This is a genomic window from Roseivivax sp. THAF30 (assembly GCF_009363575.1).
GTDB lineage: Bacteria > Pseudomonadota > Alphaproteobacteria > Rhodobacterales > Rhodobacteraceae > Roseivivax > Roseivivax halotolerans.
The window spans coordinates 1,471,413-1,483,766 of sequence record NZ_CP045389.1 but is presented as its reverse complement, the minus strand read 5'-3'; the positions used below and the strand labels follow the sequence as shown (position 1 = coordinate 1,483,766).

The window sequence follows — 12,354 nt, the reverse complement described above, 5'->3', positions numbered from 1 at the left end:
GTCACTCCGCCAGAACCCAGGTATCTTTGACGCCGCCGCCCTGCGAGGAATTCACGACCAGCGAGCCTTCGTTGAGGGCAACGCGCGTGAGACCGCCGGGCACTAGCTCGATCTTGTCGCCGACAAGGCAGTAAGGCCGCAGGTCTACATGCCGCGGCGCGACGCCCTCTTCTACAAAGGTCGGACACGCCGACAGCGACAGGGTCGGCTGGGCGATATAGTTCCAGGGCTTCTCCTCGATCTTGGCGCGGAACGCCTCGATCTGGCTCTTGTCTGCCTTGGGTCCGACCAGCATCCCGTAACCGCCCGAGCCGTGGACCTCCTTCACGACGAGATCGCCGAGGTTCTCGAGCACATACTTGCACTGATCCGGGATCGCGCATTGCCAGGTCGGCACGTTCTCGAGGATCGGAGCCTCGCCAAGATAGAACCGGATCATTTCCGGCACGAAGGTGTAGATCGCCTTATCGTCCGCGACGCCCGCGCCCGGAGCGGAACAGATCGTCACCCCGCCCGAGCGGTAGACATTCATGAGCCCCGGCACACCCAGCATCGAGTCGGGCCGGAAACAGAGCGGATCGAGAAACGCGTCGTCGATCCGCCGGTAGATCACATCGACCTTCTTCGGCCCCTCCGTCGTGCGCATCCAGCAGAAGTCGCCATCGACGAACAGATCCTGCCCCTCGACCAGCTCGACCCCCATGAGGTCAGCGAGGAAGGAATGCTCATAATAGGCAGAGTTGAAATGCCCCGGCGTGAGGATCACCACGTTCGGCTCGCCGTCGCATTTCTTGGGCGCAACCGAAGCCAGCGTGTGGCGCAGCGCGTCGGCATAGCCGTCGACCGGCGCGATGCGGTTCTCCACGAAGAGATGCGGGAACATCCGCATCATGATCTCGCGGTTCTGCAGCATGTAGGAGACGCCGGAGGGCGTGCGGCAATTGTCCTCGAGCACGTAGAACTGGTCCGGCCCCGTCCGCACGAGGTCGATGCCGACGATATGGCTCCAGACGTTGCGGGGCGGGCGGATGCCGACGACGGCGCGCTCGAACGCCTCGTTATGGGTGACGAGATGTTCGGGAATGCGGCCCGCGCGGATGATCTCGCGCTGGTCATAGACATCGGCGAGGAAGGCGTTGAGCGCGGCCGCACGTTGGCGGATGCCCCGGTCGAGCTTGCGCCATTCATCGGCGGTGAAGACCCGCGGGAACATGTCGAACGGAATGAGCCGCTCCGGGTCTCCACCCTCTCCGTAGACCGCAAAGGTGATGCCTACACGGCGGAACAGCGCCTCGGCCTCGCTTTGCTTCATCTGCCTCAGATCGGCGGGCATTTCGTTCTGCCACTTCTCGAGGCTCTGGTAGGCCGCGCGGACCGATCCGCCGTCGATCATTTCATTGAATGTCTGCGTCATTCCGACTCCCCGTTCTGTTACAGGACACACGCAAGCGCCGGGAAAGGCAATGGGGTGACACCGAAAGCGCTTTGGGTGCCGCCGCATTTCGCCGCGTTTTCATGCAGATCGATCTAAAGCGCTTGCAGCCGCGCGGTGCGCGCCGCAAGTCTGCTCCCATGACCGCAAGGCCCGAACGACCATGAAAGCCCCCCTGCCCTTGACCCGCGATCTCGTCCTGATCGGCGGCGGCCACACCCATGCGCTGGTCTTGCGAAAATGGGGAATGGATCCGCTACCGGGCGCGCGGCTTACCCTGATCGATCCAACGCCGGTGACCGCGTATTCGGGGATGCTGCCTGGCTATGTCGCGGGGCATTACAGCCGGCACGAACTCGACATCGATCTTGTGCGCCTTGCGCGCTTTGCCGGCGCGCGGATCGTTCTGGGGCCCGCAACGGCCATCGACCCGTCGCGTCGCGAAGTGACGGTGCCTGGCAGGCCGCCCATCGCCTATGATGTCTGCTCTCTCGATGTCGGCATCACTTCCGCCATGCCGGACCTGCCCGGCTTTGCGGATCACGCCGTGCCCGCGAAACCTCTTGGCCCGTTCGCGGAGCGTTGGGGGCGGTATCTCGCGGCGGACGGCCCGGCGCGTGTCGCGGTGATCGGTGGCGGCGTTGCGGGTGTCGAGCTGGCGATGGCGATGGCGCATGCCTTGCGCGCCCGCGGCCGCCACGCAGATGTCAGCGTCCTCGATCGCGGCGAAATCCTCGAAGGGATCGGCGCACCGGCACGGGCCCGGCTTCGGAAGGCGCTGCAAGAGCAAGGCGTAAGCGTTTCAGAACACGCAGAAATCTCAGAAGTCACGGCAGAAGGCATCGTTCGCGCCGACGGCACGGAGATCGGCGCCGATTTCATCGTCGGCGCGGCAGGGGCGCGCCCTCATGCCTTCGTCGCGGCGTCGGGCCTTGCCCATGAGCATGGCTTTCTGTCGGTCTCCGAAACGCTTCAGAGCTCGGATGGCGCCGTCTTCGCGGCCGGAGATTGTGCGCATCTCAGCCATGCGCCGCGCCCGAAAGCGGGCGTCTACGCCGTCCGCGCCGCGCCCATCCTGCACGACAACCTGCGCGCCATGCTGAGCGGCGGCGAGCTGCGCCGCTACCAGCCCCAGAGCGACTACCTCAAACTGATCTCGCTCGGCGCGAAATCAGCGATGGGCGAACGGTTCGGCCTGCGCTTCTCGGGCGATTGGGTCTGGCGCTGGAAGAACCGGATCGATCAGCGGTTCATGGAGCGGTTCCGGAATTTGCCCGCGATGACGCGCGCCCCGCTTCCGGCGGAATATGCGAGCGGCATGGAAGATGCGCTCGGTGCCAAACCGCTTTGCGGCGGGTGCGGTGCGAAGGTCGGTCAATCGACGCTTTCCAAAGCGCTTGCCTCTCTGCCCGATCCGCGCCGAACCGACATCACCCCCCTGCCCGGCGACGACGCCGCGCTTCTGACGATCGGCACGACACGGCAGGTTCTGACCACCGATCATCTGCGGGCGGTTACGCTCGATCCGGTCCTCATGACACGCATTGCCGCGCACCATGCTCTCGGTGATATCCTCGCGATGGGCGCAGGGCCACAGGCCGCGACGCTGAACCTCGTTCTGCCGCGCGGCTCGGATTCTGTGATGGGCCGCATGCTGACCGAGATCGTCGCGACCGCGAGCGAGGTTCTCACCGATTTGGGGGCCGAGATCGTCGGCGGGCACTCCTCCCTTGGCGACGAGATGACCATAGGTTTTTCGCTGACAGGGCTCCTGCCTCGCGATCCGATCACCCTGTCGGGCGGACGGGCGGGGGACCGGCTCATCCTGACGAAACCCATCGGCTCCGGAACGATTCTTGCCGCAGAGATGCAAAGCGACGCGCCCGGGGCGATCGTGGAGGCCTGCTGGACGGCGATGTGCCACGAACAGGCAACGGCAGCACGCTTGCTTTCAGATGCCCGCGCTATGACGGATGTCACCGGGTTCGGCATTCTCGGCCATGCGTCGAATATCGCCCGGTCTTCAGGATGCGGTGTGGCGCTGCGCCTTGATGCCATTCCCTTCATGGCAGGCGCTGAAGAGCTTGCCGCGAAGGGTCACCGCTCGTCGCTCTACCCGGCCAATCGAGAGGTCGCGCCGGATCTGCCCGAGACGCCGCGACACGCCCTCCTCTTCGATCCGCAAACGGCCGGCGGGCTTCTGGCGGCGCTTGCGCCAGACGCTGCCGAAGGCACGCTCAAAGCGCTTCGGGACGCAGGATACCCCGCTGCCGATATCGGAGAGCTCACCGAGCGCTCCGGCGCGATCGACATCATCGACTAGGACGAACCGAGCGCCTCGACCTTTGCCGCGATGCGCCCGGCTGCGTCGTCCAAAGCGCTTTGGCCGAGGCCGTTCAGGTCAATTCTTGCCACGATGCGCGGCGACATCGCTTTCATGGACTTGTCATAAGCCGGGTCATAATGCGCGGTCATCAGGCTTTCGACGAGGCCCGCCTTGTCGCCCGCTTCGATCTTCGTGAACCAATCATCCACGAGCTCGTGCCCGCGAAATCGCCGCAGCGGCGCAAGTTTTTCGCGCAATGTCTCCGGGTCGGCCAGAATATCCGCATAGGCTTCGACGAGGTAAGACGTGCGCGCCGCAATCGGGGCAGAGACCTCGATCCACGGCGCATCCTTCATCGCCGCCCAGAGCGAGGGAGGCAGATTGATCTCTCCGATCTTGCTCGACTCCGCCTCGACGACCACGGGACGCGCCGGATCGAAACCGATCACCGCCCGCGCCAAAGCGCTTTCAAACGCCTTCTGGCTTGGCTGCCCGCCCGGCCGATCCCCGAGAAGCGAGCCCCGGTGATGGGCCAGCCCCTCGAGATCGAGCACCTGGACGCCTTTCGCCGCGAGATGCGTCAGCAGATCCGTCTTGGCCGTCCCCGTATATCCACCGAGCTGGATCACTCGCAGCCCGAGCGGCGCATCGTAGAGCAGCCCGGAGACGAGCCGCCGGTACGTCCGGTACCCGCCCTGAATGACATCGGAGCGCCATCCGATCTCCTTCAGCATCCAGGCCATCGAACCCGAGCGTTGCCCCCCTCGCCAGCAATAGACGAGCGGCCGCCAGCCGCCGTCATGAGCCGCAAGCGGTCCTTCTATATGGCGCGCGGCGTTCTTGAAGACGAGCGCCGCGCCGATCTTCCGCGCGCGGAACGGGCTTTCCTGCTTGTAGATGGTTCCGACCCGCGCACGCTCCTCGTTGTCGAGCACCGGCAGGTTGATCGCCCCCGGCACATGATCCTCGGCGAACTCGGCCGGCGAACGCACGTCGATCACGGTGTCGAAGCCGTGATCGAGGAGCGCGCGGAGCGTGTCGGGAAAAAGGGCCATGATGCGAGCAGATAGCTTCTTCAGGGGCCCGAGAAAAGAGAGCCGAGCCCCAAGAACCGCCGCCCTCACTTTTTTGCGTCATGCCCTCTGGACACCCGTTTGCCCATTGGCTAGACCGCCTCCACCCGAGGGCAGTGCCCTCACCCGTGCCCGGGTAGCTCAGGGGTAGAGCAGTGGATTGAAAATCCTCGTGTCGGTGGTTCGATTCCGCCCCCGGGCACCATTTTTCAATAAGGATATCTTTCTCTTAGCAGAATGTCCTTTGTGTTACCTAAATGATCGAGCGCCAGAGACTGCATTGCAGCCCGTTGCATTTGGTGCAAAGTTTTCTGACAACGTTCAGTGCGAAACCACAGCCCACCTTCGCCCTGTCATACTCACACGACCATGAAGAGAAACCGTAGTGCAGATCAACAATAGCTATTACAGCATAATCGAGATTCTACAAATGCTCGAACGACGTGAGTTGATCGTCAATACAGAATATCAGCGCGGCTCGGGTATCTGGCCCAAAGGGCCCAGCAGTTACTTCATTGATACAATCCTTGAGAACTTTCCGTTCCCAAAGATTTATATGTATGAGTTCATCAATCGTGACGACCGAACAGTCCGCAGGGAAATTGTTGATGGCCAACAGCGGATTAGTGCAATCAGAAGATTCTATAACAACGAGTTTGCTCTTGGCGCCGAAACATCCCGCGCCGGCCAAAAGTTTGATGACTTAAATGAGGAAGATCAGCATCGATTTCTCGCGTATACTGTTTCTGTGGATGTAATTCGGAGTGCTAAGCGTAGCGAAATCCTCCAGATGTTCAGGAGGATGAATGCATATACATTGCCACTAAATGAAGCGGAGAAACGACACTCTTCATTTCAGGGGGCATTCAAATGGTTTATCAATGAACTGGCTGATGAACTTAATGAGTTTTTCGTTGAATATGGCGTCTTTTCAAATCGTCAAATTGTCAGAATGAGCGATGCGGCCTTCATTTCAGATTGCATTGTTGCAATGGAAAAAGGTATCGTAAGCGCCAGCCCAAAAGACTTAACAGCTCTTTACAGGAAATATGACGTCGAATTTGATCCTGCAGCTGAATATCATAAGAAAATCACAGAGGCTTTTAATTTTATATCTGAAAACCTCGCGACGTTGCGGAAGACTTTCATGATGAAGCCTTATGCGCTTCACTCCTTGATAACTGCACTAATCCATAGCCGATATGGCATCCCAAGTATTACCGAAGAGTGGGACGCGCCGAGTATTGGAAGATTCGCAACCAATCCTCACGAAGCTGAACGTATGCTCCTCGAACTTGCGCAGGCTCATGAGGCAAAGGAGGAGGAAGGAATTCATGGAAGGTATGTCTGGGGTTGTTTGAGCACCACCGATCGAAAGATACGGAGAACAGCACGTGTCGCCGCGATTCTTCGTGTTCTTGGCGTCTCTGTTCCGGACGCTGTGGATGCCGATCTTACTTGAAACCGCGCAGCGGAAACTGAGCCGCCGCCTGCAGACGCTCGATAGCGGCTTTAATCGCAACGTCAGTAAGCGATCTACTGCTCGGACTGTTGATCGCTTTGCATTACAAGAAGGGTATGTGTCCTCCCTGTGGCAAGCTTGGTGCAGTTTTTGCCGGGAACTCATGATCTCTTCTGCTCTGGGAGCGACTACAGCAAACGGTGTTTTGGTTGCGTCATCACACACTTCCCGAAGTGAAATGGAAATCGCCTATATTGCCAAACAGTTGGCTTACGGCAACCCAATAAGAAGCATCAGACCGCTTACAGGCAGTCACCAAGAGCACACTTGGGGGGACCTTGGTAGGCTGAATAACGTTGTGTCTGGAATGGGTTGCAGCAATGCATCGCAAGTGCTGACGGCCCTATCTGCGTGTTTACGAACCGAAGACTTACAATTGTGCCGGAATGCTTCAGCTCACATAGGGAAGTCAAACCTTCAGGCTGTGAGAAGCGCGCGGGTCCGGTATCTCAACACAAAAATGCAGCACCCGTCTGATATGATGCACTGGATCGACCCTAATAGCAGACACTTCCTTTGGAAGTCTTGGATCGATGAAGTGGAGTTATCGTCTCAAATTGCGGTGCAATAGATATGACGTGCCGCTGAACTTTCATTTAGCTGCGACTTGAGCCCTATTGATATTTACGCCGATCGGCGCAGATTAATAATCGCCCGGCGCGAGGAGCTTTCATCTCGAGCAGAGGGACGGGCGATGGCAACATACTCGCCGACGATTGGACGGCTCCCAACATGTTCTCGTATGTGAACACCCTACACACGAGTCAAATCGCTCACTGTAAACTCCCTTAAGCCTTTTGATTATCAATTGGTCCAAACGCTTCCGAGCAAGATACCGACACAGGACCCTGTTGGGAAGATGATCATCTTTTTCAGAAGATCCGCGATCAGAAAGTTTGCCGCTCGCTGATGGGAAGCAGCTTCCCATCAGCAATTGAACCTCGGGCGCTAGTCAAGATAGGCCCACCGCTTCTCCGCTTTCCTGACGGCATCGGCGACTCTGTTATTGAACTTGGAGAACGGAGCTAATCCCTCAAAGTCATCGTTGGCCGATCGTTTCCAGCCGGTCCGCTTTCTTCGACCGGGAACTCGAGAGTTCAGGAAAGCATCCCTTTCCCTAGCAGCCAGAGTAGCCTGTCGGACGGCAAAGCAACCACCGTTCCGGAACCTTTCGAGCTCCGTCGGCGCGATCAGCCAACCGCTGGTCACTTTTAGCGCCGGCAACCAAAACTTGAGATACTTTTTGCCCACATGACGCAAGCCTCCTCCTATCGCATGGGCAGAAGTGAGATGGTTACGCCGCAACTCATCACCACTCAAAGACACTACGATACTTGGTCTGCAAGTGTCTTCTCCCCACTCGCGACAAGAGTCATATGCCCCGGTCTTGTCCGGGATATCTCTGCGCATGATGCGGAAACTGAGCTCTCCCTCAGGATCGCCAAAAAGTGTCACGCCATCGACCCGAGGCTGATTGTAGTTGGACGGCTCTAGGTCCTCGAGACACGAAAATCCAGCTGGATAGCTCACTCCGTAGGCTTGCTCCACCATAGAATTATGACGGCCAATCCAAGATCCGTTGCCTACCTCCAAATCAGTATCTGCACAGCGAATAGGAGACACATCACCAGGACTTGGTCCAGAAACTGACCGCGGAAAACCGTTTGCAAAGCCCCATGCCTCAGAGGGAGGCAAAAAATGTCGCCACATCAAGTCAAGCATATACCATCTACTCGACACAGGCTGGAGAAAACGGCTAAACGTATCTAGAGATATTTCGATTTTAGCAATTTCACCGGGCAAGTTCAGGCAAGAACTTTTGTTAAACGCATCCAGGACTCCACGAATGTGAAATTTCGACGGGCGAATGAAGACCACTCGAAAAGAACCAGACCCTTCATCGACCGCGTAGCAGCTTCCTCTTGTGAACCTGCTAAGCCTTTTCTGGAGCTCGGACCAATTAGGCGAAGTAATATAGGCGCCCTTCAATTCTACACGCTCGACATCGACTCGAAACGTAAAACCTCTCAAATGGAGAGTTGGGTATAGAAGAAGATGGTTTTGGAATCGCTGACCTTTGGGCGCTTTCTCAACTTCATATCTCAAAAAAAGTTCGCGTTGGGGGGTCTGGTCTAGGTTAATCGGAAATTGAATATATTTCGCAGCTGGGAAGCTACCCTTTGCATTGAGGACCTTGAGCGGATTCAGGTTGAGATGTTTCATGCTCTTCTCCTTTGTTCAGCGCACACGTTGGATGGTCTGGCGACAGGCATCGCCAGGTTCGGTGATTGTGAAATTTCTATGAGACAGTCGCTTACGCGGACGCTTCTGAAGCTTCCGCCTCCAGTTCACTCATAGTCATGCGTCGCCAGTCGACAGCTCTGACCTGAGTCCAGAAGCCACCCGGCGTTGGCCTACGCCATGTCGGCACAACCCTCGATTGCAGCTTGGTCAAAGCTAAACCGAAGTCCTCGATATCCTCTTCGTCGTTAGCCGCCGCTATTCGGTAAAAACCGTCTCGCTTCAAGCCGGGATGGAAAACGGTCCCATCAGAGCCGACAGGGACAAACACAACTTGTTCCAGGTTTACGTCTTTTTCAGCGATAGGCACTAAAGGCTCGTCGTAGTCCAGGATCGAGCGGAGAAACGCGGGTTGTGTTGTTAGCCATGCGAGAGCCTCCTTTGCTTCGATGTGGTTTTTGCTGCCGACGATCGGCTTTCCTTTCCGCGCCAAGTTATTGAGAACCGTCTGGAACGCTTTCCGTGACAACAATGCCAAGTCTTCAGCATCCAGCGCTTCGCCGTTGTCCAACTTCCAGCGGGCCATAGCTTGTCTCAGAAGTCTTACCAGGTGCTCTTGTCGTATGTCCCACAGCTCAGCGGGCAACATCTCTAGAAAGCGTTGAGCAGCCTCGACCTGCTCCTTCAGCTCTTCACGCCGATTGTCACATGTTGGACTGCTTGAAATCGAGATGCCGAACTCGGCATAGGCCGTCAGATCGTGGATCAACTGGCCTAGGGCTGTCTCAGAGTAGATACCGCTATGCCCGTCCTCCAAGATCTCGCGCCAACGCCCTTCACGCTGCGAGAATGCTATCTGTAGCATGAGGTCGAACGCCTTCTCCGCTGCCTCGCTTCCATACATGATCTCGGCCAGCGAGAAGAGCGTATAGGAGAGTTTGACGAAGCCCTCTTCGAAGAACTCAGTTCCGCCGAAGCTCTGCATGAACTCGACCGCCCGCGCCTCGACTTCTTCTGCTGGATTGTTGTGATCTTCCGTCATGCTGACCGCTCCGTGCTTGCGTTGAAAAACAGATAAGGTCGGCTTTTGGGAAGGTCACGAACTTATTCAGTATGAAATTCTATACCGAATACCGATTTGTTGCCTCTCTGGCTACTCTGTCGGCAGACCCCAGGGTTCCGACAAAGCTGGGGGTTCTGAGATCACATGCCCCAAAAGCGAAACCCGTCCGCATCTAGGACTTCCCGCTCTACGGACCCACAATCAAGGACCCGCCCAATCCTCATACAATCAAGCATCAACACATCAGATGCAGAGGATCGACATGACCCACAGCCCCACCGCCCGACTGATTTCAGACGCCCTCGATGCATCGGGAAAAACCCAGCGTGAGATCGCAGAAGAAGTCGGCTTCCCTCGGCAGAACGTCATTAGCATGCTGCGTTCTGGCGAGATGCGCTTGCCGATAGAGCGGGCTCCTGCCCTCGCTCATGCGCTCGGCATCGACGAGAAGACACTGATCCGCACAGCGATGACTGAATACATGCCAGAGACTTGGAATGCGCTCACAGGCGCGGGCTCAGCCTTTCCCGAAATCCAGATCAACGTGAAAGGCCCCGCGCCTATGATCGAGCGGTTCAAGGATCTCTGCCTTAAGGAGCGACGCACCTACCCGCAGATGCTCGAGAAGCTCATGGAGCGGTATCACCCCGAACTCGATGACTTCTGGGATGATCTGATAAAAGAGTAAGTCGGGATCCGTGTTCATGGGCGTCAGTTACGCAAGCCGTCCGGAGGACGGATCTTCACTGCCGCGTTCACGGCGTAGAACTCTGACAAGCTGACCGAGCTGAGCCTACATTGCTCGCGTGTGCCAAGACTGCATCTGCGTCTGGCGAATAACAAACATCATGCTGGTGGGATTGCTCAGGAGCGGACGGTGCAGATCTTCCAGAAGACAAGAACGTGATCTGCCGCCCTGTTCTAGGCGTGGTATGTCACTCCTATTGCTAGGGAGGCACCTTCATGAACCAAAATGTCCCGCCGCGTAGGCTCACCGCGGCAGATTTCGACCAGGAATTGCTGGATCTCTACGACTATTACGCCCACGGGAAAATATCGAAGAGGGAGTTCCTTGATCGCGCTGGAAAATGGGCCGTCGGTGGCCTGACCGCTGCGGCGATCCTCGGAACGCTTGCGCCGAACTATGCTCTCGCCCAGCAAGTCGCGGAAGATGATCCGGACATCGTGGGCGAGGACATCACCTATCAAAGCCCAGACGGGACGGGTGAGATCACCGCATATCTTGTCAGGCCGACTGAGGTGGACCCCGACAACCCGCCTGCCGCGGTGCTGGTTGTTCACGAGAACCGGGGCCTGAACCCGTATATCCGCGACGTGGTGCGGCGCCTTGCGAAGGCGGGCTTTGTCGCCATGGGACCAGACGGCTTGTCGTCCTTGGGTGGCTATCCTGGCAGTGACGACGAGGGGCGGGAAATGCAGCGCAGTCTCGATCAAGACGCTCTGCTAAACGATTTCTTTGCCGGCTTCGAATACCTGCAGGCGCTCGAGAACACGAACGGCAAGGTCGGCGCGACTGGCTTCTGCTACGGTGGCGGCGTGGTGAACAAGTTGGCTGTGGCGTATCCCGAGATGGCGGCAGGGGTTCCCTTCTACGGCGCAGCGCCGGAGAGCGGGCAAGTTGCCATGATCGAGGCTCCCTTGATGATCCAGCTTGCGGCGCTCGACCAGCGGATCAATGCTATGTGGCCCGAGTTTCAGAAAGCACTGCAGGAGAACGACAAGCGCTATGAAGCGCATATCTATCCCGGCGTGAACCACGGCTTTCACAACGATACGACACCTCGCTACGATGAAGCTGCCGCTATGCTGGCCGAGGAGCGCATGGTCGCTTGGTTCCGGACCTATCTCGCGGGCTGAAAGAGAATTGCGTCCGCCTCTTGGCGGGCGCGATGCCTCACTCAACGGCAGCCTGACGCGCTATGAACGTCAGCACGTATCGGTCAATGTCGAAGCGCGGGGCTATTCAATGCTTTTCGATGCCATTGACAACATAAAGCCTGCGCTAGCCCATAAATTGCACGGCATAACCGTCTTGGGGTTTTAGTCGGTCTATCTCCCCAGCGTTGGTTCATCACCGCTTTAGCGAAACAGCCCGGTTACAGACGACACGATGGAGCCCATGCGGGTTGGTATCTCAAGGTCGGGGATGTCAGTTTCCGGGTCTTTCATGAAGTCCCAGATCACCCGATCAACCCCTCGGAGACCGTTGTCCAGCTCTTGGGCCTTATTGTAGACGTCGCTTTGCGTATCTATCCAATCCGCTATGCCATGCCTCAGTGTCTCGTCGTCGAGTGGGATTGCATCGCGCAAAGCTCTTGTCGCCTCAGCAGCATCTTCGGCCCCTATTCGTGCAAGTTGGTCCGGCAGATCATCGATACGCTTTGCGCAGTCTTGCTGCGTAACACATCCAAGCAACCCCGCGGTGCCACTGGTGCAGCGTTGCCAGACCAAGGCACCCAAAACAGCTTCTTGGTCAGCGGAAAGCTCGCCCTGGGAGCGCAGTGCTCTTTCAATCCGCGGCAGTGCAGTTGGATCATCCAGGGCTAAGAGGTCATGTAGATTGCTGGCCATAGGGAGAAGCTTACTCTGTTTCTGGCATCTCGCAAACAGGGCCAAAAGGAGCCGCACCCTTCTCGCGGGTATCGCAGCGAGCCTACGCTTCGGTCTTGAGAGCAG

General features: G+C 57.8%; 9 protein-coding genes and 1 tRNA gene. 5 read left to right on the top strand and 5 right to left on the bottom strand.

Annotation, left to right across the window (positions count from 1 at the left end; genetic code table 11):
• Window position 1 precedes the first annotated feature (1 nt).
• Window positions 2-1,414, bottom strand: coding sequence for a circularly permuted type 2 ATP-grasp protein (locus tag FIU91_RS07210; protein ID WP_152461983.1), 1,413 nt, complete (start codon window positions 1,412-1,414; stop codon window positions 2-4).
• 181 nt (window positions 1,415-1,595) lie between these two features.
• Here FIU91_RS07210 and selD point away from each other — a divergent pair, with 181 nt between their 5' ends.
• The gene (gene selD / locus FIU91_RS07205; protein ID WP_152461982.1) at window positions 1,596-3,755 is read left to right on the top strand and encodes a selenide, water dikinase SelD; all 2,160 of its coding nucleotides are present in this window, start codon (window positions 1,596-1,598) and stop codon (window positions 3,753-3,755) included.
• On the opposite strand, the gene mnmH is transcribed toward selD, so the two are convergent.
• Entirely contained in the window at window positions 3,752-4,813 is a 1,062-nt protein-coding gene (gene mnmH, locus FIU91_RS07200; RefSeq protein WP_093014801.1) for a tRNA 2-selenouridine(34) synthase MnmH, read from the bottom strand. The genes selD and mnmH overlap by 4 nt on opposite strands.
• 148 nt (window positions 4,814-4,961) lie before the next feature.
• On the opposite strand from mnmH, the gene FIU91_RS07195 reads away from it, so the two are divergent.
• Window positions 4,962-5,036 (top strand) — tRNA-Phe (locus tag FIU91_RS07195).
• Between the two features lie 180 nt (window positions 5,037-5,216).
• On the top strand, window positions 5,217-6,293 hold the full coding sequence (locus FIU91_RS07190) for a DUF262 domain-containing protein (RefSeq protein ID WP_216651634.1): 1,077 nt from the start codon (window positions 5,217-5,219) through the stop codon (window positions 6,291-6,293).
• Window positions 6,294-7,301: 1,008 nt separating this feature from the next.
• Here FIU91_RS07190 and FIU91_RS07185 read toward each other — a convergent pair.
• Both FIU91_RS07185 and FIU91_RS07180 read right to left on the bottom strand, forming a co-directional pair.
• Window positions 7,302-8,576, bottom strand: coding sequence for a hypothetical protein (locus FIU91_RS07185; protein WP_152461981.1), 1,275 nt, complete (start codon window positions 8,574-8,576; stop codon window positions 7,302-7,304).
• Window positions 8,577-8,667: 91 nt separating this feature from the next.
• Window positions 8,668-9,636 (bottom strand): hypothetical protein, encoded by a 969-nt coding sequence (locus FIU91_RS07180; RefSeq protein WP_152461980.1) that lies wholly within the window; start codon window positions 9,634-9,636, stop codon window positions 8,668-8,670.
• A 283-nt stretch (window positions 9,637-9,919) separates the two neighbouring features.
• Between FIU91_RS07180 and FIU91_RS07175 the strand changes: the two genes are divergently transcribed.
• Both FIU91_RS07175 and yghX read left to right on the top strand, forming a co-directional pair.
• Window positions 9,920-10,345 carry a helix-turn-helix transcriptional regulator gene (locus FIU91_RS07175; protein ID WP_152461979.1) on the top strand — a complete coding sequence of 142 codons (426 nt, stop codon included), beginning with the start codon at window positions 9,920-9,922 and terminating at the stop codon, window positions 10,343-10,345.
• 275 nt (window positions 10,346-10,620) lie between these two features.
• The gene (gene yghX / locus FIU91_RS07170) at window positions 10,621-11,535 is read left to right on the top strand and encodes a YghX family hydrolase (protein ID WP_152461978.1); all 915 of its coding nucleotides are present in this window, start codon (window positions 10,621-10,623) and stop codon (window positions 11,533-11,535) included.
• A gap of 222 nt (window positions 11,536-11,757) precedes the next feature.
• Here the strand turns inward: yghX and FIU91_RS07165 are convergent, their stop codons facing one another.
• The gene (locus tag FIU91_RS07165; protein WP_152461977.1) at window positions 11,758-12,249 is read right to left on the bottom strand and encodes a hypothetical protein; all 492 of its coding nucleotides are present in this window, start codon (window positions 12,247-12,249) and stop codon (window positions 11,758-11,760) included.
• Window positions 12,250-12,354: the final 105 nt, after the last annotated feature.